Origin of the sequence: Neobacillus oceani (assembly GCF_046237595.1) — a bacterium.
Lineage (GTDB): Bacteria > Bacillota > Bacilli > Bacillales > Cytobacillaceae > Bacillus_D > Bacillus_D oceani.
Genome location: NZ_CP143543.1, coordinates 1,320,403 through 1,344,978, shown reverse-complemented (window position 1 = coordinate 1,344,978; position 24,576 = coordinate 1,320,403). Strand labels below are relative to the sequence as shown.

Here is a 24,576-nt window from a genome sequence, read left to right as displayed (position 1 = left end):
TATCCAGCTCAGTTGCGGATAGGGCTTTTTTGAAGATTTAGTTTTTGCTGAAGGCTTTTTTACTTCCGTTTACCAGGATGTGATTTTTCAATTTGAATTTCATTCACAGAAACGGTTCCACTAACCTCGTTTCCTACCAGGACAAGAGGTTTTTTCGTTGGGCTCGAGTTTGCATCAATGAACTCAAGTCCTTCCGGGGATACGTCACCAGCAATTGCCTTTGAGAAATCCCTGCTGTTAAAATAATTTGCAAACTGTGCTTTTTCCGGATTTGAAATGTTATAGGCCATCACTCCGCCAATTCTTTCAAGACCGATAAATGCATATACATCATTGCCAATCTTGCCGATTTTGACATCTTCAGGCTCTGGGCCTTTTTTCGTGCTGCGCTTTTCAAACTCATCATCATCGTTGGACCAGTTAAATACATCCGGGAAGCGCTGTGAGGTGATGGTTTCAAAATCACTGCCGCTGTCATAGACAAGTTCCATTGTATCAGCTTTCCAAATCGAGAAAGAACGTCCCCCCAATGTATAGATGGCATCATTTCCACGATCGGTCAATACTTCAAGTTTCTGATAGCCAGCTGAATTTTTCAATTTATCAAAAGCTGCCTGTGCTTCTTCAGCCGTCATGCCTTTGAATAGGCTTGAATCAAACTCGATCGTATCCTTAACATCTTTAAAATCGGCGACATTGACAAAAGTGGAATCTTCTTCAGGCCACTCCGTTGCATCCCCTTCATTGGCGGTAACAAGATAATCAACACCGTCAATTTTTACGTATGCAACCGAATCTGGCATATACGCTCCCAAAATAGGCAGCCTTTCAAGTTCGATCTTCCCGTTTCTAGCTGCATCTAATTCATTCCCCGGTATGGAATGATCTTTATAGCCAAGCGACTTTACAGAAAGTACCTTGCCTGCTTTAATATCAATCGTTGCAATTGCATTATTCTCCTGCAGGGTTACATATGCCTTTTTACCATCCTTAGAAACCGCGATATACTCGGGTTCAAAGTCCTTCACTGCATCCGCTTTCGTTCCGTTGTTCCGGATATGCACATCGTCATCAATTACGTTTTCATCTTTGAATTTCACTTTGGTTACTTTGCCTGTTTTTACTTCAACAATCGTGACTGACCCTTCTGGATCCTCTTGTTCAAGTCCGGCACGCGGCTCTCCTTCATCTGCAGATAAAATATACTTCCCATTATCCGTCAGCTTAACCATATCAGGCTGGACACCTGCATCGTATGTCTTAAGGATTTTCCCATCATAGTTCATTACGATAATCTTTCCGTTTTTCGTATAATCCGCTTCCTGAACCGCCGCGACAACTACATTTCTGGATGTATCAATATCAAGACTGGTTACATCACCGTATGTAAATTGATCTGTGTTTACTGCATCTGCAATGTTAATCGATTTTTCTTTTTGAAGCTGCTGCTCTTCACCAGAGGATTTCTTTAACTTTTTCAGGCTGACAATATCAATCGTTTGCCCAGCTCCGTTAATGACATAGAACTTTTTATTGTCGGCGTTGTATTTAACAATCTCAGCTACGCCCCCATCTTCGTTCGTCATCCCCATGTTATAGCCGGCAATTTTTTTAACTTCCATTGAAGTTGGAAATCGAGTTTCCGCACTCACATTCTGTACATTCATTTGGCTGCTTAAAAGCAGCATGCTGCCAGCCAGCATAACCTTGCTAAATACGTTGGATTTCCGATTACTTTTCACCATCATTACCCCCATTAATAATCAAGCGTACTTTTACAATACAGAAACACTGCTAAAACAATATTAACTACTCGTAAATGTTCCGTGTTGATACTACAAATATTCAGTAAAGTTACGGTTAGATTTGTAACTATTTTCTATATCTGAACTTGTAAACCTATCTAGAAAAATATTACAGTTCTTTTACATTCCCTTAACGATGTCTCAAGTAAGAATGGGTATATCTCTAATAACATGGATACAAGCAAGAATATTTTATGGAGGGATTGAATGAAAATCACTGTTGCTGGAACTGGGTATGTGGGACTTGTAAATGGAGTTTGCCTTGCGGAAATGGGACACCAAGTCGTTTGCATTGATACAGATGAGACAAAAATCAATACTCTGCAAAAAGGGATTTCCACCATTTATGAGCCTGGTCTTGAGGGTCTTCTCAACAAAAACAGGAAAGCCGACAGAATCAGCTTTACTATGAGCCCCCAGGAAGCCTATTCAGATGCCGACCTCATTTTCATCGCTGTCGGCACACCTGAAAACAAGGATGGCTCAGCAAATTTGGAATCTATCTATTCAGCTTCTTACACAATCGCAGCACACCTCGAAAAGGACGCAATCATTTGTACGAGGAGTACCGTCCCAGTCGGCACGAATGCGAAAATCGAGGAAATCATTCTGCGACTGAAGCCTCCCCCGGTTTCGGTAGCTGTGGTTTCACTGCCTGAATTCCTTCGTGAGGGCTCTGCAATTTTCGACTTCTTTAATGGTGACCGCATAATCATAGGGGCCTCCAGCAACGAAGCAGCGGCAGTTCTTGAAGAATTATTTCACCCCTTAGCTATTCCAATTGTCAAAACCGACCGAAATAGTGCAGAAATGATTAAATACGCATCCAACGCGTTTCTTGCCACGAAGATAAGTTTTATTAATGAAATAGCGGCTTTATGCGAAAAGGTCAACGCGAATATAGACGAAGTAGCCAATGGAATCGGTATGGACGGCAGAATAGGGCCACACTTCCTTCGTGCCGGGATCGGATATGGCGGTTCCTGCTTCCCTAAAGACACCAAAGCCCTACTCAAGCTCGCTGGAAATGTCGAGCATCCATTCAACCTTCTTAAATCAGTAATCGAAGTAAATAACAAACAACATTCACTCCCTGTAACAAAAGCAAAAATGGCAGCCGGATCACTCTTAGGAAAAAAGGTTGCCGTACTTGGCCTTGCTTATAAACCTGATACAGATGACATAAGGGAGTCCGCTTCAATCAGGATTATCCAGGAGTTGCTGGATGAAGGAGCAAAAGTGGTTGCCTATGACCCTGCTGCCATTCCGAATGCCAAAAGGTATTTCGGCGATACAATCGATTATGCCCTGGATATCACCCAGGCATTAACTGATGCTGAAACAGCGATTATTGCAACAGACTGGGACCAAATCAGGCACCTCCGCCCTTCTGTATTTGCTACTTACATGAAGGAGCCTATCATTATTGATGGCCGTAATTGCTTTCCACTAGACAAAATGAGCGTTGAGCCAATAACGTATATTTCGATTGGAAGGCCGGCCCTAATCAGGGAATATTCAACCATTCCTTCCTCCTGATCATGCCCCAAGGAACAGGCGGATTCTATGCACAGACAGCTTTCGTTTTACCGCTTGATTTTATGTTTTTGATTTAGGAGTTTCCTAATTCATTTTTCGCCAGGAGGTTAGTATGAAAATCGCTATTTTTACGGACACCTATTATCCGGATGTGAATGGGGTTGCTCGTACTCTTAAGCGTCTTGCCGACTATTTGGAAGAACATAATATTGCCTGCAAGATTTTTGCTCCAAAATCACCATCCGATTATGTGGCAGACAATCTTCATCAGTTTACCAGCCTTTCATTATTCCTTTATCCGGAGTGCAAGCTGGCATTTCCAAATCTCATCCAAGTAAAAGCAGAACTCGAACGTTTTTCACCTGACTTGATCCATGTTGCCACGCCATTCAATATTGGGCTATGCGGTTCTTATTTTGCCAAAAAAATGAATATCCCTTTAGTTGGTTCGTATCATACCGACTTTGATAAGTATTTAAAGTATTACAACCTTAAATTTTTATCAAAGTATTTATGGAAGTACATGGCCTGGTTCCATAAGCCTTTCCAGAAAATCTATACCCCTTCAATAGAAACAATGAATCAATTGCAGCAGCGCGGTTTCACAAATCTGGAACTGTGGGGACGGGGTGTTGATTGCAGCCTCTACCACCCGGATTATGATAAATTTTCGGGACGTTTGCGGTATAACGCCGGTAATAAATTGCTTTTTACTTATGCCGGACGGCTTGCACCTGAGAAGGATCTCAACACCCTGATGAATGTTGCAGCAAGCCTCCCGGAAGGCATCAAGCGACAGGTGCAATGGATCATTGTCGGTGACGGCCCAATAAGGGGGGAATTGGAAGCACTCGCTCCTGACAATATGGTTTTTACCGGCTATTTAAAAGGGGAAGAGCTGGCTGAGGTGTATTCCATTTCAGATGTCTTTGTTTTTCCTTCCCCAACTGAAACATTCGGAAATGTCGTACTCGAGGCACTGGCAAGCGGGACCCCTGTTGTGTGCGCGAATTCAGGAGGAGTGAAGCACCTCGTCAAGAATGGGGTAACCGGATTTTTATGTGAGCCCGGCAATCCTGAAAGCTTCAAAGAAGCACTAATAAAATTGATTCATAACCCTTCCCTTCTTCAAAGTATGGGACGGGAAGGAAGAAGCTTTGCCCTTACACAAAAATGGGACAATATACTAGAGTCACTTGTCTGGTCCTATAGGGATGTATCTGAAGCGGGAGAAGAAATAAAATATGCATAACTATTTATGAGTACAGTACCTGCATTCGAATCATTTGATTCGGTATTTTTTTCTGCATTTTGCTATCAGCACAGCTCCGACGGAAAGGTAACGAACGATGTGCGTTGCCCGTCTAATTGTTGAGTGCTGGCTTTGGAGCGTAGATACCAACTGGTGGCGTAGCTTTCCAAATTAACGGTGCAAAATGATTGGCGTTGGCGCCAGCCGAAGAGCTGGCTTTTTACAAAAAGGGCTTGGGGGTTGAGGGGTTTGGCTATCAAAGGTTTGAATCATTTTTTGTTTTCGGTGAGCGATTTGGAGAGGTCGTTGGCATTTTATCGGGATGTATTTGGTGCGAGGACTCTGGTGAAGGGGCGGAGTACGGCGTATTTCGACTTGGCGGGGATGTGGCTGGCGCTGAATGTGGAGAAGGATGTTCCGCGGAATGAGATTCGGGAGTCGTATACGCATGTGGCGTTTTCGGTGGATGAGGCGGATTTTGACGGGATGGTTGAACGACTGAAGCAGCTTGGTGTGGAGATTCTGCCTGGGCGTGAGCGGGATGAGCGGGATAAGCGGTCGGTGTATTTTGTGGATCCGGATGGCCATAAGTTTGAGTTACATACGGGGACACTGGAGGATCGGCTGGCTTATTACCGGGAGGATAAGGGGCATATGGAGTTTTATTAAATAGGAAACACAAGGCCAGGAAAGCAGCCTTGTGTTTTTATTTTGGTTCATTATGCTAAGCTACGAAAAACAGTTTGACGAATTATCGTTCATTCATGTTTTATTTTTAGAAAATAGGATAATTACATAAGTATCGGAGAACAGTTTATAGAAGTTTGAAATTCTATGGAATATGGTATAATAAATCCTGGTTAGACGTATATACTATAAAAGACCGAACATGCTGGTACCATGTCCGGTCTCCAATAGGCGGTTCTCGCAAGGGGCCGGCTTTGGGGCAGATAATCCACCCGAGTGGCAACTCAAGGGTGGATTATTTATTTTGTGTAAAAGCCAGTATTGTGACAACGAATCCCGCGAATGTAATCATTAGCGTCAGCGATTCGTATATTGTCACCGGCATCACCCCTTTCAACCAGGAGTATCCGGGCCACCCTTGGACACACGTATCCTATTGTTCTTTTATTATACCACCTCATGTATATAAATACGGACATATATTCGTATAAAATTGGACTTAGGAAGTTGGGAAATATCTGAATTATCAAAAAACAGTGTTTTTGGTTTTGCTTTTTCAGAGGAATGGTTTCCCCTTGGCCTTAAGTTCTTCCCTCTTCCATCCCCAAAGACGAATCTCCAACATTCCTTCACTACAAAAACCTTGGCGATGACTTTTCGAATAACCTTCAAACCGCCATCATTTTTGCCGTGTAATTATGAATTCCCATCATGGCTCCTTTTCAATTAAAACTAGATTTATTATACGCTTCAGAAGAAGATCGGAAGACCGAAAAGAAATGTATACTCCATTCGGTTTTTTCCATTAATTATAGTTTGACCGTTTTAAATACCTTTCGTATGATTAAAAAGTTAATATTTTATAGTGGGAAGTGTGACAGTTGAAAGGTTTTTTAAAATCGTTAAGCGCTATTGAAAAAATCGGTTTAGCCGTTTTAGTGCTTGGCATCGCATTAATGGCATCATGGATGCCAAGTATTTTTTATGCGTTATTTTCCACTATTGATCCTGAGTATCCTTTTACCAGGGCCGATTTGTTGAGTAATGCGTTTTCCTTTGTTAACGGAGGATGGAAGGTTTATTTTGGTCTTGGTTTTTATATTTCTGGACTAGTGATTCTTTATAAGAAAAAAACAATTTTTAAAACTAAGAAAGACGTTTTTAATTCTGTAGTATTGGTTTTTGTAATTGGTGCATTTTCTACATTATTGCAATCACTCTACATGGATATAAAGTTTTTTATCGTTTTGGGCAGCCCGTCCATCGCATTAGCTAATATGATTCAAAAACTAATTGGTGTTTTTGGCTGGACTAACCATGTCGCCTTCCTCATTAGTGTGGGCGGGTTCTTTTATCTTTACAGCCAATACAAACCAAAAGGCCCGAATGAAGAGGCCTATGAAGCTAGCGCATCAGATTTACTAGAAGAGGAGAAACATACATTGGGAAATAAGCAATTGACTGTCGGAAAGTGGTTTTGGACTCTATTTTTACTCGGGATTCCTATTGTGAATTTTATTTTAATATTGGTTTGGGGATTTGGGCCAGATAGCCCTAGAAAGAACTTCTCTTTGGCTGTTCTCTTGTATACCCTTATTGCATTAATATTTACAGTGATTGTCGTGCTGTTGGGTGCGCTTTCCTCTTAATTGAGTAAATAGAAATAGACCGTCTCGTATCTATACGAAGCGGTCTATTTTATTTCATGGAATGCCTAATCGTGGCACTCAACCTACCCATGCATCTAAAAAGAATTTCGTCGACTAAATTGACATATGAATAACCGTTGGGAACGGTATTATTTAAAATTGAGCTTTTCAATTTCCTTTTCTACACAGGCATCGTTTCCCATTTCAAATGTTTCAATCCTATGAAAAATATTAAAAAAGAGCCGTTTCTGTTTCTTTTTTGTAAGATTACCTATATAATGCGCACTAGATGATTTTTTAAAAGTAAAAATTATACTTCTAGCTTAAGTAAGGAGATATAGTATGAAAAAATTGATGTATACACTCATGACCGGTTTACTGGCCGTTGTTTTAGCAGCATGCGGAGGAAATGAAGAAGGTAAAGATGCTAAAAATGATGATAAGGCAAAACAAGAGGAAACCGATTATCAGAAAGAACAGCAAAAGAAAATGGAAGAAATGCAAAAGAAATTAAAAGCTCAGCAAATAGATGAAAAGATAACCGTTGCGATTGTGAATGATAAAGAAATTTTAGGAAGCGACTATAATAACGCTTTAGCATCTGTCCAAGGACAAATGCAGCAAATGGGACAAGATCCGACTTCTAAAGAAGCTGCAGAACTAGTGAAAAACCAAACAATTGACAGCTTGGTCGTACAAACTCTTCTTCTTCAAGACCTAGATAAAAAAAGCTATAAAGCTTCAGAGGAAGATGTCAAAAAGCAACTGGACGAATTAAAAAAGCAGTTTAAAACAGAAAAAGAGTTCGAAGATGCTGTTGAACAATCCGGCATGGATATGAAAACACTTGAAACCAAAATTGCTGATGATATTAAACTTAAGCAGTATTTTGACAAAGAAATGCCGGCTGGTAAAATAACCGATGAAGAAATTCAAAAAACGTATGATCAATTTGCGGAACAAAGCAAAGGTGCCGGACAAGAAGTTCCAAAGCTTGAAGAAGTAAAACCGCAAATCGAACAATCTCTTCAACAGCAAAAACAGCAGGAAAAACTCGCTCAGCATGTTGAAAAATTAAAGAAGAATGCGAAGATTGATATTAAGATTTAAGGTGTTACTCAAAAATGAACAGTTCAAGGGGCAGTAGACTAATGCCCTTTCAAACGTAAAGAAGATGAATCTCGACAAAAAGTGGAGTTCATCTTCTTTTTTATTCTGTGTTGTTTACGATTTATTTAATTGTTTCATCGGCTAAAACGGAACATTCCTTTATTTATATTCCACAGCCCCTATATAGTGCAGAGTGTTTAAACCACTCTTGGCCACTTCTACTCCTGGCTCGTATTGAAAGTTATACAACAACACAACGGCATTTATTTTTTTAGGTGCGTTTTTTAGAAACATATCGTCGAATTTTGACAAAATGACTTCTTCATAAGATGCCCCTGCTATTAATTGGTTTAGGCTTGAAAGTGGCTGTTGATGGAATACAACCTCACGGAAATCTTCATCATAAAACTCAATGAAAAAATCCTTTTCAAAATTGGAAGGAATGGCATCTCCATCTTCGTCATACTCAATCGATAAATATTCCCTTAACTCTTCAGACGTGCTAAACTCCCCAACCCATAATGAGACGTATCCCTCTTGTTCCATAATATCACCCTTATACGTTTGGTTTTCTTACTTCTTGTACATTTTCAACATTCATGACCAGTCTCCAAATCATTGGTGATTTGTTCAAGGAAGTCCCAGTTAACTTCGTCATTAAGTTCGTACGCTATGTGTTCAATTAGCTTGAATGCCTGTTGGTCCATGCCGCCATCGTATCCATACTTGGAGAAGTATCAATTTTTAAAATAGATAAACCAATAATACTGGCTGTAAAGGATTTGTTCGGTGGTAAAAGAATAGCCGGCTGCTATTTCTCGGCTAAATTCCTTTAATATCAAAAAATAATGCAGGACCTTCTCCAATTCTTCATCATCGATCGTTATTATATTTGATAAATCCAACTTAGGATGGAAGGTTTGGTACAACCGTTCAAGTTGGTATTTTGTAATAATTTTCATATCGGGCACCTTTTTCGGGTTAGTATTTGTTCCTACTAACTGACTCTTTTTAACTTCCCTGCGGTTCAATATATAATTAACTTTACTACATTTAGGAAACTGATTGAAGGTGAATTTGATGGTTTTGGCTATCCCTTTTCCCTGCTACAAAATGCATGCACAACATTGAACGGAAAGCTTATACTTAAATTGGAAATATACAGGGAAAGGAATGAGTTAAGATAAAAATTGATACCGGATTAGTGGCGAAATTGATAGCAGAGCAATTTCCTGAGTGGGCACATTTAGAAATTAAACCAGTTAAAGTGAGCGGTAATGATAATCGTACTTTCCACTTGGGCAATGGCATGAGTGTCAGATTGCCGAGTGGCCCTGGTTATGTACTGCAAGTCGAAAAGGAACAAAAGTGGTTGCCGATTTTAGCAAAAAAGCTTTCATTGCCTATTCCGACCCCAGTTGCAAAAGGAAAAACGAACGATGATTATCCATTCCCCTGGTCTATTTACAAGTGGCTTGATGGAGAGACAGTAACGAGAGAAAATATCGTGGATCTCAATGAATTCGCAGCCGATTTAGGCGGATTTTTGATTGAATTGCAGTCCATTGACGCAAGTAGCGGCCCTTTGGCAGGAGCCCATAATTTTTACAGAGGCGCGCATCTATCTGTGTATGACCATGAAACGAGAAATGCCATCCAAAGTAATCGAGATGTATTTGATGAAACTGTTTTAACAGGACTCTGGAATCTGGCATTAGAATCAAAATGGGAACGGGAGGCTGTATGGCTACACGGTGATATCGCCCCAGGAAATATATTAGTACAGAATGGGAAGCTTAGTGCCGTGATAGACTTCGGAATACTGGGAGTCGGAGATCCTTCGTGTGATGCGGCTATGGCTTGGACCTTCTTTGATCATGAGAGCAGGAAAGTTTTCAAGGATGTTTTAGAAATGGATGAAGGAACCTGGAATCGAGCACGAGGATGGGCTTTGTGGAAGGCTCTAATCACCTATGAGGAATATAAGAACTCTGATAGTAAGAAATCAGCTGAAGCGTTTTATGTCATCCAGACAATCATTGAAGACTCCGAAATATGGCAATGTAGGTAATGAAAAAGAAGATTTCATTGGGTTTGTAAAAACTGATGAAACAGCTCAACTTCGATACGATGATATGTTAGGTGGCCAGGTTTTCTTAAACCTTCAATAATACCTAATGAAAAATGTGAAAATCCAGCTCATTTTTATAACAAGAAAGCTCAGAGCCATATGAGCTTTCTTGTTAGTGTGTTGTGGAAGATAAGCACCCGGTAATTGAACAGTTAAAGGAATAATATCATTCCTGTTTTTGTATCATATTTCTAGGCTGTTACTTTTCTCTTTCCGACTAAAACATATATCAAATAACCGACAACATTTAATAAAGCAAGAGGCTGATCCAAAAGATTGTAAAACGACGATTCTTTGGGACGGTCTCCTTTTTATTGGTTTTGCGTAGGCAGATTGATTGTTGGATGACGGCTTTGTGCGTTGACGCCAGCCGGTTAACGGCTGGCTTTTTACAAAACAAAAAAACCCCCTTCAGCAATAACTTGCCGAAGAGGGCTGGATTTCTTCATTATTATAGGAACAATCCTACAATCGTACCTGTTAGGACTGAGCCTAGTGTAGCGACAAATAATACTTTTTTCGGGCTCATTTCTGGAATGATGTTCATGAAATCAAGCATAGCGACGAATTCATTTGCAGCTACCTTTGTTCCCATGATGGAGCCGGATCTGACAATCTCGGACGCCGGGATTCCCATGTTGAAAGCGACTGGGGCAAAGACATAACCGATAATTTCCAGGAAAGTCACGCCTACTAAGTTTTCTAGAACAAAGTTGATCATTGCCAACAAGCCAATATATGTAATGAGCATTGCGCCGACGATCAAAGCGGTTTTTCCACCGATTAATGCACCGTTCCCAATTGCCTTAAATAGTGATTTCTCGGGGATCATTTCTTTAAGTTCAATTTCTTCATCTTCCTCTTTTCTTATGAATACCGGGTGTTACTTTGCAGGAAAAATCAAATGCTAACATCCCGTTTTTGGAAAATGGTAAATGTGAGTAACATGAAAATAACATAATAGACTGATAATGTTAGCAAGGAAATTGGCAGTGTAACATCCTCAAGTATTTTGTCTTGAAGCGCATACACAGTTAAATCCATGTGGGGAAAGATTAGGAATTTCGCCCAGGTATATTTTTTTGCCAGCATGACAATCAGGCCACCAAGAGTTGAAGACAGGAACAAAACAAATATCCCGATTCCAACCGCCAAAGCCTGGCTTTTAAACAATGTAGACAGCATGAAGGATATTGTAATAAAAACCAAAAGGCTTGGCAGGTAATATAGGACCTTCAAGAAAAATTGCGGTCCAATTTCAGCTATTTTTCTCCCGCCTTCAAGGGCAAATTCAAAAAACTTGGCGTTGAACTCACCGCTGCCAAAGATAAGCGAGCCTGCAATATAACCTGAGACAATGAGAACAATAACAAGCAGTAACGAATAAATGATCGCTGAGAGATACTTTGACAAAAGGATTGCCCATCTTTCATGGGGCCTGATTAGCAGCTGTTTGATTGTTCCATCGGAAAACTCGGAGGATACAATGGCACTGCTGACGATTACAGCAAAAAGTGTAACAAGCGTAGTGATGCCATACACAGTCTGATTCATAAAATGCCAATTGCTCATTGCATTGGGATTAATATTCTCATCTAGATACTTTTGCTGCTGCTGTAAATCCGCCATCATCCATTCTTTCTCTTCTTCAGGTGCCGTTTTTAAATCCTGCTCCAATTGGTTCACACGGGCTTGTGTTTCCTCACGCCAATTTTTACTAGGTTCCTCTGTGAAATTTTTCTGAAGGATGCCACCAAGGACGACAGCAACCAAGATAATAACCATATAAATCCAACTGGATTTCTTTCCAAAAATCTTCCCAATCTCATTCTTAATTAACAAGGACACTATTCTTTACCTCCTGTTTCCCTTTGCAGTTAATTCGAGGAATCGATCTTCAAGTGAAGCGGTGACTTGGTTAATGGCATATACGCTAATATCATTTGTGACTAATAACTTATTCGCTGCTGCTATCGCTTCTTTTTCTAGGCTTATAGAAAACTGGTCTTCCCCTACTATCTTCATTTCATTTCCTAAATCGTTTTCCCTTAAAACCTGCATGGCTGCTTCCAGGTTATTTACCACGAATAGAACAGTTTGTACGTCATTTCCTTCGTCATGAAGTTGATTAATTGACGAAATATGAATCAATTTCCCCTGTTCAATAATGGCAAATCGATCACACATCAGCTGCATTTCGGACAATAAATGAGAGGATACGAGGACGGAAATGCCTTCTTTTGCAATGGACCTCAAATATTCCCGGAACTCTCGGATTCCCTGGGGATCTAGCCCATTCGTTGGTTCATCTAGGATTAATAATGATGGATTATGTAACAATGCCTGTGCGACGCCCAATCTTTGCCTCATCCCAAGTGAATAGGTCTTAACCTTTTGGTGAATGGCGTGTTCAATGCCGGCAAGCTTAATGACATCCTGAATCCGCTCTTCGGTAACTTTGGTTTTCGCCATATTTGCATAGTGCTTTAGATTTTTATATCCGCTTAGGTATTTATAAAATTCTGGGTTTTCAACAATTGCGCCAATTTCACTCATCGATTCTTTAAATTGAGTGTCCAAATTAAAACCATTTACAATAACATTTCCTTTGGTACGCCCTATCAGGCTAACAATCATACGAATAATAGTCGTTTTCCCTGCTCCGTTCGGGCCAAGCAGTCCAAAGATTTCTCCTTTTTCAACTGAGAAGCTGACATCGTTGACAATTACCTTATCCTTAATTTTTTTCGTTAAGGATTGAACTTCCAATGCTTTTCCTGCCATTACTCTCCCTCTTTCTACAAATTAAACACTATAAACCTCATGTTAACAAAAAACAACCAGATTTTGGTGTGTAAAACGTTAAAGTATTGTTAATTTCATCTACTCTTTAGCTAACAACTTTGGAATTTTGAGTCGGAAACACTGGATATTCCTTGAGAAAATAAAAGATCGAACCCTATCCCTTTCCAAAAGATTGCAACGGTCAATCAAATGGGGACGGTTTTAAATCAAATTTGATTTAAGCGTTATTGTCATTAAAGCAAACGGCTCGTTTTTTTTACACCATAAAAAACCCCCTTCAGCAATAACTTGCCGAAGAGGGCTGGGTTTCTTCATTATTATAGGAACAATCCTACAATCGTACCTGTTAGGACTGAGCCTAGCGTTGCGACGAATAATACTTTCAATCCAACCTTGGCCAGTCGGCTTGCCTGTTCTCCGTTGATGGCCTGTACGGTTCCGAGAACAATTCCGATGGATGAGAAGTTGGCAAAGGAAACTAGGAATGCTGAGACGATCCCGACCGTTTTCGGGCTCATTTCAGGAATGATTTTCATGAAATCAAGCATGGCGACGAATTCATTGGCAGCTACCTTTGTTCCCATGATGGAGCCGGACCTGACAATCTCAGACGCCGGGATTCCCATAATGAAAGCGACTGGGGCAAAGACATAACCGATAATTTCCTGGAATGTCATGCCAACCAAGTTCTCTAGAACAAAGTTGATCATTGCCAGCAAGCCAATGTACGTAATGAGCATCGCGCCGACGATCAATGCTGTTTTTCCTCCGATTAATGTACCGTTCCCGATTGCCTCGAATAGTGATTTCTCAGGGATCATTTCTTTAATTTCAATTTCTTCATCTTCCTCTTTCGACACTGGGCTAACCATTGAAGAAAGAATCAAACCGGAGAAGACGTTGATTGGCAGGGCTACAAGAACAAACTCCGCAGGAATCATCTGCATGTAAGCCCCTAAAATCGAACAGGATACAGCAACCAAAGATGAAGTTACAACGATAAACAGGCGGTTTGGAGATAGCTTGTGAATCTGCGATTTCACGGATAGGATTGCAGTTGTATCACCGAAAACCATTGAGTTTACCGCTACAAACGATTCAATTTTCGGAAGGCCAGTGATTTTTGCGACCGCGCCGCCGATGTATTTTATGGCCAATGGCAAAATTCTTGTATACGTCAAAATAGAAAGCAATGCTGAGACGAAAACAATCATCATTAGGACGTTAACGAAGAAATAGTTCTTTCCTGCGAGGTCACCAAATACGAAAGCGATCCCCTCGTTCCCGAATGAAAGAACTTTGTTAAAGACGTTAACGATTGCTTGCAGGACTTTTTGCCCTATTGAAGTATTAAGCATGAACCAGGCTATGAACAGCTGAACAGCGAGCATGATCCCTACTGCACGAAAATTTATGTTTTTCTTGTCGTTTGACATAAGCCAGGCGGTGGCTATGAGTGCAAGTATCCCTAAAATTCCAATTAAGATTGTCATGATGATGAACTCCCATCTATGCAAGCCGTTAACCGTCATTTCGTTGGCCATCGGTTAACGCTTTCATTTTCATTATTATTCCGAAATAATTATAGCACGAATTTGCACATTTGCTACCGTTATTTTGAACATAAATACACTTTATATATTGGTAAGTTTTATATTGGGTTTCCACTTCTGGAAAATTCATAAAATCATCTAAAAATGATAAAAAAATGTTGATTATTTCGAAAAAAGAGAAGAATTTATTGAATTCGAAGTACCGTTTTCGTATTTTTGCCCATAATGCATTTGGCTATTCGCAGCCTTATGTTGCCTAATCCCTTAGTTAAGTATCATTTTAATGAAACCCTTTTCTACTTTTCTAACTATTTTTGAATAATTTTTATTAAAGTGGGCACTGGTTCTTAATCCAGTGCCATTCCCTGTCGATTTGACAAGGGCAAGTCGTTTAGTTTATATTTAACAAAACACTTAATTAAGGAGTCTTTTAATTGACTACAAAGGATTCACTTAGCCTCATCTTCGCTGCACTCGCCGATCCTACTCGCCGGAACATCCTGTCCAGGCTGTCACAGAATCCCGCGACTGTCGGGGAGGTCGCTGAACTCTTTGAGATAAGCGCACCCGCTATTTCCCAACACCTCAAAGTACTTGAGCGGGCAGGGCTTATCGAACGCACAACCAAAGCCCAATGGCGGACTTTGACGATACGGACTGAGCCTCTCAATGAGGCATCGGCCTGGGTCGAGAAGCACCGCCGTGAGTGGAACCAGCGCTTCGACCGACTGGAGGAACACCTCAAAACCATGACCAAAAAGGAGGAAAAGTAAATGAACATGCCCACATCCGTACCTGAGTTCACCATCACCCGCAAGATGAATGCCCGACGCGAGCTCGTTTGGCGCGCCTGGACAGAAGACAAGGAACTTGCCGAATGGCTGCCTTCAACACCCCTGGAGACCGTCTCTTTCGACGTCCGCAAAGGCGGACGGTACCGTTACACGATGGTAAACAATGAAACCGGAGAGGAGTTCCCCACCGGAGGGGTATTCCTTGATGTCGTACCTTTCGAAAGGCTGGTCTTCACATGGGGTTACCCCGATGCTCCTATCGAGAGCTCCCCTGTCGTGACCTTAACTCTCACCGAACAAGGCGACCGCACCGAGATGACCTTCCACCTGCGCGGATTCGCCGGCCATCCAGGAGATCGTTATGTGTACGACGGGTGGTCCAACGCGTTCGACGACCTTATGGCCCACGTACACAGCCAGCAACAGTAGAAATAGAGCAGGGGGCGTTAACGCGTCCCCTGCTTTACTACTTCATTTAGCGGCTCTTTCCTTGTCCCTGATGGCATCGACTTTATCGGGAGTAAGGATAATGTCGCCGACGGAGGATACCCTTCCCCATTCGTCCTTGTATACGATGTGCTTACGGTTGAATTTGACCGGGGTGTCGATGCCGGCCGCCGCTGCGAGGTTAAACAGACCTTCACGCAGCGAGATGACATAATTGGCGACGCGGTACATTTTTTCTTCGATGACCAGGCCGTCCTGAAGCTTCGGATCGGTCGTTGCAACCCCCGCCGGGCAGGAGTTCGTGTGGCACTTACCGGCCATAATGCAGCCGACACTGATCATGAAGCCACGCGCGATGTTGACAAGGTCGGCACCCATTGCGAGTGCAATCGCGATTTTATCCGGCGTAATAAGCTTCCCGGATGCAATAAGTTTTACCCGATCCCGGACATTATACTTCTTCAGCATTTCATCAACGACAGGCAGCGCCGATTGAATTGGCAGCCCGACGGCATCGGCAAGCTCCTGGTAGGTGGCGCCGGTTCCGCCTTCCCCGCCATCGACGGAGATAAAGTCAGGGCACATCCCAGTTTCCTTCATGATTGATGCCATCTCTTCAAGCGAATCTAGGTCTCCGACAACAATTTTTATCCCGACCGGTTTCCCGCCAATGTCCCTCATACGCTCCACAAACTCAAACATTTCATGATAATTGCTGAATTCGTAAAACCGATTCGGGCTGTTAATCGTTTTGCCAGGCTCCACAAGGCGGATGCGCGCGATTTCCTCGGTCACCTTTTCGCCTTCAAGGTGGCCGCCGCGGATTTTCGCCCCCTGGGCAAGCTTTAACTCGAACGCCTTAACCTGCTCAATTTCACTTTTCCGCTTGAATTCTTCCCAGGAAAACTCACCGCCCGGCGTCCGGACGCCAAACAGCCCGGGGCCAATCTGCATGATGATATCCGGGTTCCCTGCCAGGTGATAGTCGGAAAGCCCTCCCTCCCCGGTATTCATCCACGTCCCTCCAGCAATCGCAAGCCCTTTTGAAAGCGCGGTGATCGCATGTTTGCCGAGCGCTCCGTAACTCATCGCCGACTGCCCGACAAGCCCCTTTACCTTGAACGGTTTCCTGCACGTATCGGCGCCGATGATGACAGCATCTTCATCATGCAGGTAATACGGGTCCACCTGCTTTTCCTCCCGATGTTCCTTCCTGGTGATCAGGCCTTCCTCATCCACTTTATAGACCATTGTATTGATTTTCCTGCTGTTGTCGATTCGCAGTTCCTCCCTCTGCAATGGGAACATGCTGTTGCGGATATAGTAGCCGCTTTTTGTAAAATCGCGTTCCGAACCGAAGCCAATCAGCCTTTCCTTGTATTTGCCCGCCTTGACGATATCCTCGAATTCCTTTCGCGGGAATGGCGTGCCCTCAAGATTGCTCTGGAACAAATACTGCCTGAGCTCGGGGCCGATGTGCTCGGTGATGTACCTGATTCGACCGACTATCGGAAAATTCCTCATTATGGAATGCTGCTTTTGCGTATCGTCCTTCCGGTACACGTATGCGGCTGCAGCCGCGGCTCCCAAAACGGCGGTTCCTTTTAAAATCGCTGGAAGGATTTTCCTCATCTCCGTCATCGTATCACCCTTCGTTCGATAATTATTTTTCCATACGCGCTCTATAATTCTGTTAACGCCTGGCGAATCGGTGTTTCGCCTGACGTAACTGTGATCGTTTTATTAAAAACATTTTCCGCATCCAGTGCCTCGACGAGCACCGAGGCGAGGTCTTCTTTCGAAATCTCCCCTTCTTCCATGGCGAAGGATTCCGCTATTTCGACTTTCCCCTTACCGGGCTTGTCCACAGGTTCGCCTGGCCTGATGATCGTATAAGTAAGTCCCTCTTGCCTCAACTGTTCTTCAGGCATTTGTTTCGCACCGGTTGTACCAGAACCGCTCGTGTCAGTTTCATCGTCTCTTAAAGCGCTAAGCAGTACAAAGCGTTTTACCCCGTGCCGTTTCGCCGACTTAATGGAATCGAGAACGAGCTGATGGTCGATGAGGATGGGTTTGCTCTCACCGGTCCGGGGGCTTGCTCCGCCTAAATAAATGACGGCGTCACAACCCGCGAAAGCGCCGGAAAAATCATTCCCAACCGTCCTTACAACCACGCTCGCGCCCAGTTTCATCAATCCTTCCTCCTGGTTTTCCGTGCCTGCCAAGACCACCGCCTCATGCTGTTTCTCGCAAAGCAGCTTGACCACATGCTCCCCCGCCAAATCATCCGTTCCAATCACAAGAACTCGCATCCTATTCCTCCTCCGGGATTGATTGGGTGAAATGGAGAACGCCTATGCATAACTTCGAATGAAGACACAGCGTAACTCTTAACTAATCAAACATTCTATAATTAACTGCGTCAGCAATTCCGTGAATCATCATCCTACCATTAAAGGTTTCATGCTCACATTCAACTTTTCCACATATAATCGGGCATAAACTAAAAAGAAGCAGAGGACAGTTTTTTGCCTGTCCCTGCTTCCTATTTGGCCTATACGAATCAATAATTCCTGGCATCTTAAATTAATGTCAGAGATTTCACTTTGTCGAGATGGGTTCGGTGTATAGCTGGTAAAAGTAGTAGTACGGCTTTTATAATTTGGTCGTAATGAAATGTCTCTAATGTCGAAAAATATATCTTGTGGAAAGATCCCAAACATTATATAAGGTGGTATATAAGTAAGATAAGGCAATGTATGTGGGAAAATAGAAGGATAAAAACATCTAAATTTGGAGACTAATGAGCATTATCCCAATAGTGAATAAGCGGAGTTTAGGTGAGTAATTTATTTGTATTTAATTCACGTAAAACTAAATTTCATAAAAAAATAAATAGTATAAAAATGAAATAAAAAGTACCTTGATGAAAGTCAAGGCAATTTAAATATATCCCTATTAATATTACTATATTTATTATCAAAGGTAGATTAATCATCAACCGAATCATAATCGTATTTTATACTTTTTACATCGTAAATTTTTACTTCTGTACAATTAAATAAATTTATATCAAAAACCGCCAAATTAAAACCTCTTTCATTTCTGGTACTTTTAAATCTTATTCCTTTATGTCCAATACTTTTTACAAATTCAGCAATATATTGAGTCGGAAGGTAATCAAGTGAACTATCTCCACGTCTCAACGGCTTTGCAATTTCATTGCTGATTTTTCTTAAATGTTCTTTGTTTACCGAATGTAATTCAATGTCAATTGCAGAAAATGGACTAATTCGATCTAAAGCTATAAAATCAACCACTTCAATATCCTCTAGTAATTCAAACTCCCCAATGGAAACATAATCGTAAACACTTGCCCTTACCTCGTGAAAAGTAGTTTCAATATCATTAGCAAGGTACAGACAACTTATGCCTAATGGATTAGCCCTTCCATCAGACGCCTTACCTGGCGGTGGTGCTCCCATCTTGTCTACAGGATAACCTTCAGAGGAAGAAATACGCCCTCGATAAAATACCTGTCCTTTTCTATAAGAAGTTGTAGCATACGCACAAAACATTTCAAGAACTTTTGTATTAACTAGATTTGTGTGAAATCGATTAACTGTCTTTATTTCCTCTACAAAATCCTCCCACTTAAAAGTTTTAATTAATGAATTTTCCTCCAAATAGCCTGTTTGGTAAAGAGTTGTTATCCCAATTGGTAGATCAAAAAGATCTGGTATTTCTGAATATTTTTCCGAACAGATATTTTTCACTAAGGTATAAATTTTTTCTTTATCGATGGTAAAAATATCCCACCTATCATTAAGTTCATCTTTCAATAAATTTGCTTTTTCCCTAGGGAAATCTTCCGGAAAACTGTCACTTGTTGTATAAATCTCTAATAATCCATTAAAATGTTCAACGAGTTCCATGTTTTTTTCAGTATTATATATGTACACATTTTTTTTATTGCAAATTTCACAATCGCCTATAATATTAATACCTTTTATAATAGCTTTAATCTCTGCATCTTTAAAACACTTTTCGCAGCATATCATAATTATTCTACCCCGTCTAAAAACTTACTAACTAGCTCAATGTGATGCATAATTGAGAGTTTTTTTACTGTCCCTAAACCTGGATATGTTCCGTTTTTGAAATGTTTTAAAAATTCATTCATGCCAAAAGTATCTAATTGCATTTCCTCTTGCCATTCCGCAAGTTTTCTAATTGCTTCATAAAATTTACCTGCTGGATCGTTGAAGTCGTCATTTGAATCTGAAACAAAGTGCTTAATTCTTAGACTTTTATCTTCTGCAAAAAAAACTATGTGTATAGCTACAGCATAAGGAGCAAAACCCGACTCAATATACCCTTTCCCTACAATTGAATAGTCCGAAAATCCAATGAATCCATCTTCCTTGAAATACAGATGGTCTTCTGAAAAAGGCGCTTCATCTATCGCACTATAATCTGCATTTTTAGCCTGCTTAGAAAATCTATCAGCAACCAATACTCTATTATGTTTAATCTTTCTACGAAAAGCACTTTCTTCTGGTATTAAACAATATCTTGGGGCTTCTTCTTGAAAGAATTCGAAATAGTAATTCAAATACTCTTTTTCTTCACAAATCAATAATAATTTTTCATTTCCAAAGCCTTGTTCTAATAAACTGTGAATTTGGGAATTGCTTTTTTGGTTTAATATATGTGAAACAATAACATTTCCTTTTTGTAACGAACCAATAAGACTGTCTCTAACTTTTTCATCCTTAAGGGCATTAAAATCATCAAAAAAATTTCCCACTAATGGATTAGTTATAAATGCAATTTCCTTATTTGTATCAATATATTCTAAGATGGTCTTTGTCAAAGTTGCAGATGGTTTTATTGGCTCAATAATTGGTGTTACTTTTGCACCAATTAAATCGTTTTGAGCTAATTCTCTTAATGCCAAAAGTTCATACTGCCTACCCCTTAGATAAGGAAAATACATTACTGACCCCTCCATTGTCTTTCTAAAAATCTATTTAGCTTTGAATAATCGCTTTTTTTAAATTTTGAAAAATACACTAAAAATTTTAGTTCGTAAGGGACATTTTTATATTCTTCATTCTCCGTTATCGTTCTCTTTTTTAGTTCGGTAATGAAGTATTTATATACTGTTCCCTTGTCAATTTTTGAAAAAGCTTTAAAACACTCTTTATAATAAGCCACTTGGGTTGTGACAGGAAGGTAGCCGTAATAAGACAAAATTATATTTTCGAATTCATTTTTCCTTAATATTTTGAACATGACAGAATAGTCTAAACTCGAATTATCTTCAACTGGTTTTTTCTTTATACTAATCGTATCTTTCTCGGTTAATATTGAGACACCTACTTTAGTATCATTAAACATTTCCATTAGTTTTTCATAATTAGATTCACATGAAATAACGCTTACGTGATTAAATGCTTTATAATAATCATTGATTTGGCTTTCGAGCCTATCTAAATTATCTAATCCTGTTTTAATTTCATAAGCAACAGCCTTACCATTAATAAGAATAAAATCAGCCTTGGACTTATTGATGGGTATTTCAGTTAAGGCAGTTGTAGTGTTCAAACTATGCCTACCGAGTAAAAGTTTATTTAGAAGAGTATTCTTAAAAAAGTACTCATTCCTATACTCTTTAGAAATATATTTATACACTTTATTTATTAAAAGGTCATTATTTATCGTACTTACATCGTCATCCAAAAATCTTTTTATGCAAGTATTGTATAAAGAATTTTCCTTACCATTTATTAGGTCCATAAATATATTTCGAGTAAAAAATCTATTTAAAATAATATTATTACTCGAATTCATGTTCCCCACCTACTTAGTTAGAATTCCTCACTTATATAATAACATAATCCATAAGTCATTCCATTTATTTTATTTTTACCTAATTATTTTTGCTGTCTTATTATTAATTCCCATTTTCACAAAAATTATTGCCGCAAGCAAACCCACACCAAATCAAAGGGGATTTTTTCAAGAATTATGATGATTAAGCAAAGAATTGGAACTCTTACCCAAACCTCCCCACCTCCATCATAAACCCCAATTCCACCGTCCCGATCGGGCCGTTCCGCTGCTTGGCGACAATGACTTCAACAAGCTGCCCTGCACGTTCTTCCCGCCCCGTATCTAAAGATATCTCCCCCTGCTTCTTCCCGTAATACTCCTCCCGGTACAGAAACGCAATCACATCTGCATCTTGTTCAATTTGCCCGCTTTCGCGCAAGTCGGAGAGCATGGGGCGTTTGTCGTGGCGGCTTTCAATGCCTCGGCTGAGCTGGGAAAGGGCGATGACGATGGCGTTCGTTTCACGGGCCATTTGCTTGAGTGAACGGCTGATTTCACTGATTTCCGACTGGCGGTTCTGCTGTCGGTTGTTTCCACCAATCAGCTGCAGGTAATCGACTACTACCAGAATCCGCCGACCTTCCCCAACCTCCTTCCGTAGCTGCCGGACCTTTGACCAAATATAACTGATGTCCATCCCGGCTTTGTCGAAGATCCGCATGTTCAGCTTGGATAGGACACCCATGGCGAAATTGAGCTGGTTCCAATCTTCCTGGCCGAAGTAGTGCTTCGGGTTTCTCATTTTCACGCTGCCGATGTTCCCTATGCAGCTGGCGGCCCGCTTAAGGAGCTGCTTTTTTGACATTTCGAGGGAAAAAACTGCGGTGACATCCTCGTTCGCCGCATTCAAAGCGATGTTTAAAGCAAAAGCGGTTTTTCCCATGCTCGGGCGCGCCCCGATGACCACGAGGTCGGATTCCTGAAAGCCGCCAGTCAGCCTGTCCAGCTTCTTGAAGCCGGAGGGGACCCCGGTTATCTCGCCCAGGTCCTTCCCGCAGTAGGTATACAAGTCAACGAGCCCCTCCCGGATTTCTCCGGCATCTTCGTCCCCCTGCATGTCTTCAATCTGTTTTAGCTGTTTAATGCCATCACTGAGGACATCGTGAATATCTACATAAAATGCCTTGTCCCTTATTTTTCCGGCAATTTCGATCGTCTTTCGTTTTTGGTGGTAGGCTTTAACAGTGTTTTGATAAAAAATAAAATTCGCTGTTGTCGGGACGCTAACGGCAAGATCGGTGATAAAACTGTTTCCACCAAGGTTCTCAAGTTCCTAGTGGCCGGCTTCCTCCGCTACGGAAATGACATCAACCGGCTTGCCCTTTTCAGCCAGGCGCAGAATGACCGCAAAAATCTCCCTCATTTTATACGTATACAACTGATCGGGTTTGACTGTGCACTCTTGCACCAACCCGCCGTCCAGGAAAAACGAGCCGACAAATGCCTCCTCGGCTTCCTGGTTAAAAAGCCGTCCATCGCCAGTTTTCCAGCTGTTCAAAGCTCCGTCCATTGTCATTTCCCTCTTTCTATCCCAAGGATTTCCCTAATCTTCGCCAAATGCAGCTGCACGACTTCATCGCTTGCCGGCCTTTCTTGTTGCCAAATTACCCCAAGCGTTTCCGCACTGGTTGGAATCGCCCTTCCAGCACCGACAGTATATATGGAAAAATCACAAATCTTTGGCGGATAAGGGGAAATGGCTGCATGTTGCAAGACGCGTTGCTCGCAGTGGCCAAACGTGCTCTCTTTTAAAACCATGTGCCAATTGTCGACTCTTTCCGGATCGACAACGAAATGGTCATAGTAGCTTTCAATCATCCGTAAAATTGTGAAAACCTCACGTTTCGTCATCAAATCGGAAATCCTCCTCCCAAAACCTCTTTCTGGTTGGCTTTTGGTTCAAATACGATTCAAACTTCGTCCCGAAAAGCGTCTGCGGCCTTAGGTAACGGCTCCACTTAGGGTGATCGAGCCAGTCATCGGTTTTCTTGTCGATGACTTTTTTAAAATCGGCGAGCCGGAATCCTTCTTTCCACCTGGCTGAAATGAGTTTCCGCGTCTTTCCGTTCCCACTTTTAAAAGAAGAATAGGTCTTTTCATTCAGGTATTTCACTACTTCTTCAACCGGAATCTCTTCTGCTGGTTCAGATTCTTCCACTAGGGCTGGCTCATCCGTGAAGTTGGCTTCCTGGATGGAACACTCTTCTTCATCGAGTTCCTTCAGTTTTTCATAGTCAATCGTGTACCATTTCGTCTGGTCCATTTTGAATTTGTTGAAATTGCCGGTTATGATGTAGCCGAGTTCTTCCAATGTTTTAAACACGCGCTTCATCGTGCTTTCCGACCAGAAAGGAATCTGCTCCTGCCATTCCTTGTATGTGTTATAGACCCAGCTGCGTCCATTGATCATATGCGTTTTCTTCTTCAGCCAATAATGGACCTGCTGAAGGACGATCGCTTCGTTCAACCCAATTTTTAACGCCAATGACTTGATGACCATAAGCGGCTGTTCCTCGATCAATAATTTGCTCATGCAATAAACCTCCGTTTTCGACTTTGTGGTCGTTGCTCGTTTCAAACTGTTTTGTCTACCCTTCCACCCTTTATATAGGGATTCGTCGCGAAAAAGGACATGGCCAGGAAAAATTTTTATTGGGGCAAAAAAATACCCCGGCTGCTCTTTAGCCGGGGTTTATATATAAATATCCTGTAGTAGTCTTTGTGTAATCTTTGGTAACAGTAGGCCAGGTTGAAACCGCGCATCGTGGCAAACTGAACCGAAGTGAATGCCATCTCCGACTGGGCAATGAATCAATTTTGTCCTTAACGGATAAGCAATTTACTTTAAACGATAGTCTATATTGATCCTATTTTAAAAAGGATGATTTTTTATTGAATGCAATTTG

General features: G+C 41.3%; 25 protein-coding genes. 8 read left to right on the top strand and 17 right to left on the bottom strand.

The window, feature by feature from the left end:
- Positions 1 to 59: 59 nt before the first annotated feature.
- Positions 60 to 1,745 (bottom strand): choice-of-anchor I family protein, encoded by a 1,686-nt coding sequence (locus V1499_RS06865; RefSeq protein WP_409274871.1) that lies wholly within the window; start codon positions 1,743 to 1,745, stop codon positions 60 to 62.
- 267 nt (positions 1,746 to 2,012) lie between these two features.
- Here V1499_RS06865 and V1499_RS06860 point away from each other — a divergent pair, with 267 nt between their 5' ends.
- The 3 genes from V1499_RS06860 to fosB all read left to right on the top strand — a co-directional run bounded on the left by V1499_RS06860 (position 2,013) and on the right by fosB (position 5,265).
- A complete protein-coding gene (locus V1499_RS06860; protein WP_409274870.1) occupies positions 2,013 to 3,344 on the top strand; it encodes a UDP-glucose dehydrogenase family protein in 1,332 nt (443 codons plus the stop codon).
- Positions 3,345 to 3,456: 112 nt separating this feature from the next.
- Positions 3,457 to 4,596 carry a glycosyltransferase family 4 protein gene (locus V1499_RS06855; RefSeq protein WP_409274868.1) on the top strand — a complete coding sequence of 380 codons (1,140 nt, stop codon included), beginning with the start codon at positions 3,457 to 3,459 and terminating at the stop codon, positions 4,594 to 4,596.
- 249 nt (positions 4,597 to 4,845) lie between these two features.
- The gene (gene fosB, locus V1499_RS06850; protein WP_409274866.1) at positions 4,846 to 5,265 is read left to right on the top strand and encodes a metallothiol transferase FosB; all 420 of its coding nucleotides are present in this window, start codon (positions 4,846 to 4,848) and stop codon (positions 5,263 to 5,265) included.
- Positions 5,266 to 5,578: 313 nt separating this feature from the next.
- Here the strand turns inward: fosB and V1499_RS06845 are convergent, their stop codons facing one another.
- Positions 5,579 to 5,668 carry a putative holin-like toxin gene (locus tag V1499_RS06845; protein WP_396954774.1) on the bottom strand — a complete coding sequence of 30 codons (90 nt, stop codon included), beginning with the start codon at positions 5,666 to 5,668 and terminating at the stop codon, positions 5,579 to 5,581.
- A gap of 496 nt (positions 5,669 to 6,164) precedes the next feature.
- Here V1499_RS06845 and V1499_RS06840 point away from each other — a divergent pair, with 496 nt between their 5' ends.
- Together V1499_RS06840 and V1499_RS06835 are read left to right on the top strand one after the other, a co-directional pair.
- The gene (locus V1499_RS06840; protein ID WP_409274865.1) at positions 6,165 to 6,932 is read left to right on the top strand and encodes a hypothetical protein; all 768 of its coding nucleotides are present in this window, start codon (positions 6,165 to 6,167) and stop codon (positions 6,930 to 6,932) included.
- A gap of 342 nt (positions 6,933 to 7,274) precedes the next feature.
- Positions 7,275 to 8,042 (top strand): SurA N-terminal domain-containing protein, encoded by a 768-nt coding sequence (locus tag V1499_RS06835; RefSeq protein ID WP_409274864.1) that lies wholly within the window; start codon positions 7,275 to 7,277, stop codon positions 8,040 to 8,042.
- A 159-nt stretch (positions 8,043 to 8,201) separates the two neighbouring features.
- Here V1499_RS06835 and V1499_RS06830 read toward each other — a convergent pair whose 3' ends face one another.
- Both V1499_RS06830 and V1499_RS06825 read right to left on the bottom strand, forming a co-directional pair.
- Positions 8,202 to 8,588: an immunity 22 family protein gene (locus V1499_RS06830; protein WP_409274862.1), complete on the bottom strand. Its 387-nt coding sequence runs from the start codon at positions 8,586 to 8,588 to the stop codon at positions 8,202 to 8,204.
- Positions 8,589 to 8,779: 191 nt separating this feature from the next.
- A complete protein-coding gene (locus V1499_RS06825; protein WP_409274861.1) occupies positions 8,780 to 9,004 on the bottom strand; it encodes a hypothetical protein in 225 nt (74 codons plus the stop codon).
- A gap of 221 nt (positions 9,005 to 9,225) precedes the next feature.
- Between V1499_RS06825 and V1499_RS06820 the strand changes: the two genes are divergently transcribed.
- Complete coding sequence (locus tag V1499_RS06820; protein WP_409276247.1) at positions 9,226 to 10,113, top strand: aminoglycoside phosphotransferase family protein; 888 nt, start codon at positions 9,226 to 9,228, stop codon at positions 10,111 to 10,113.
- A gap of 511 nt (positions 10,114 to 10,624) precedes the next feature.
- Here the strand turns inward: V1499_RS06820 and V1499_RS06815 are convergent.
- The 4 genes from V1499_RS06815 to V1499_RS06800 form a co-directional block, all read right to left on the bottom strand.
- Positions 10,625 to 11,005: a nucleoside transporter C-terminal domain-containing protein gene (locus tag V1499_RS06815; protein WP_409274859.1), complete on the bottom strand. Its 381-nt coding sequence runs from the start codon at positions 11,003 to 11,005 to the stop codon at positions 10,625 to 10,627.
- A 68-nt stretch (positions 11,006 to 11,073) separates the two neighbouring features.
- Complete coding sequence (locus V1499_RS06810) at positions 11,074 to 12,021, bottom strand: ABC transporter permease (RefSeq protein ID WP_409274858.1); 948 nt, start codon at positions 12,019 to 12,021, stop codon at positions 11,074 to 11,076.
- A 6-nt stretch (positions 12,022 to 12,027) separates the two neighbouring features.
- Positions 12,028 to 12,957: an ABC transporter ATP-binding protein gene (locus tag V1499_RS06805; RefSeq protein ID WP_409274856.1), complete on the bottom strand. Its 930-nt coding sequence runs from the start codon at positions 12,955 to 12,957 to the stop codon at positions 12,028 to 12,030.
- 338 nt (positions 12,958 to 13,295) lie between these two features.
- Complete coding sequence (locus V1499_RS06800; RefSeq protein WP_409274854.1) at positions 13,296 to 14,471, bottom strand: NupC/NupG family nucleoside CNT transporter; 1,176 nt, start codon at positions 14,469 to 14,471, stop codon at positions 13,296 to 13,298.
- 494 nt (positions 14,472 to 14,965) lie between these two features.
- On the opposite strand from V1499_RS06800, the gene V1499_RS06795 reads away from it, so the two are divergent.
- Positions 14,966 to 15,304, top strand: coding sequence for an ArsR/SmtB family transcription factor (locus tag V1499_RS06795; protein WP_409274852.1), 339 nt, complete (start codon positions 14,966 to 14,968; stop codon positions 15,302 to 15,304).
- The gene (locus tag V1499_RS06790; protein ID WP_409274851.1) at positions 15,305 to 15,754 is read left to right on the top strand and encodes an SRPBCC domain-containing protein; all 450 of its coding nucleotides are present in this window, start codon (positions 15,305 to 15,307) and stop codon (positions 15,752 to 15,754) included.
- Positions 15,755 to 15,796: 42 nt separating this feature from the next.
- Here V1499_RS06790 and V1499_RS06785 read toward each other — a convergent pair whose 3' ends face one another.
- From V1499_RS06785 to V1499_RS06745, 9 genes are all read right to left on the bottom strand, one after another.
- Complete coding sequence (locus V1499_RS06785) at positions 15,797 to 17,413, bottom strand: FMN-binding glutamate synthase family protein (RefSeq protein WP_409274849.1); 1,617 nt, start codon at positions 17,411 to 17,413, stop codon at positions 15,797 to 15,799.
- A gap of 41 nt (positions 17,414 to 17,454) precedes the next feature.
- Entirely contained in the window at positions 17,455 to 18,084 is a 630-nt protein-coding gene (locus V1499_RS06780; RefSeq protein ID WP_409274847.1) for an NAD(P)H-binding protein, read from the bottom strand.
- A 678-nt stretch (positions 18,085 to 18,762) separates the two neighbouring features.
- Positions 18,763 to 19,833 carry an RES family NAD+ phosphorylase gene (locus V1499_RS06775; protein WP_409274846.1) on the bottom strand — a complete coding sequence of 357 codons (1,071 nt, stop codon included), beginning with the start codon at positions 19,831 to 19,833 and terminating at the stop codon, positions 18,763 to 18,765.
- Positions 19,834 to 19,835: 2 nt separating this feature from the next.
- Positions 19,836 to 20,771, bottom strand: a complete 936-nt coding sequence (locus V1499_RS06770) for a sce7725 family protein (RefSeq protein ID WP_409274844.1) — start codon at positions 20,769 to 20,771, stop codon at positions 19,836 to 19,838.
- On the bottom strand, positions 20,771 to 21,628 hold the full coding sequence (locus tag V1499_RS06765; RefSeq protein ID WP_409274843.1) for a sce7726 family protein: 858 nt from the start codon (positions 21,626 to 21,628) through the stop codon (positions 20,771 to 20,773). Before V1499_RS06765 ends, V1499_RS06770 begins: the two co-directional genes overlap by 1 nt.
- A 205-nt stretch (positions 21,629 to 21,833) precedes the next feature.
- Positions 21,834 to 22,727: a replicative DNA helicase gene (locus V1499_RS06760; RefSeq protein WP_409274842.1), complete on the bottom strand. Its 894-nt coding sequence runs from the start codon at positions 22,725 to 22,727 to the stop codon at positions 21,834 to 21,836.
- A gap of 216 nt (positions 22,728 to 22,943) precedes the next feature.
- The gene (locus tag V1499_RS06755) at positions 22,944 to 23,180 is read right to left on the bottom strand and encodes a DnaB-like helicase N-terminal domain-containing protein (RefSeq protein WP_409274840.1); all 237 of its coding nucleotides are present in this window, start codon (positions 23,178 to 23,180) and stop codon (positions 22,944 to 22,946) included.
- A gap of 2 nt (positions 23,181 to 23,182) precedes the next feature.
- The gene (locus V1499_RS06750; protein ID WP_409274838.1) at positions 23,183 to 23,524 is read right to left on the bottom strand and encodes a hypothetical protein; all 342 of its coding nucleotides are present in this window, start codon (positions 23,522 to 23,524) and stop codon (positions 23,183 to 23,185) included.
- Positions 23,508 to 24,203, bottom strand: a complete 696-nt coding sequence (locus tag V1499_RS06745) for a conserved phage C-terminal domain-containing protein (protein ID WP_409274836.1) — start codon at positions 24,201 to 24,203, stop codon at positions 23,508 to 23,510. Before V1499_RS06745 ends, V1499_RS06750 begins: the two co-directional genes overlap by 17 nt.
- Positions 24,204 to 24,576 lie beyond the last annotated feature (373 nt).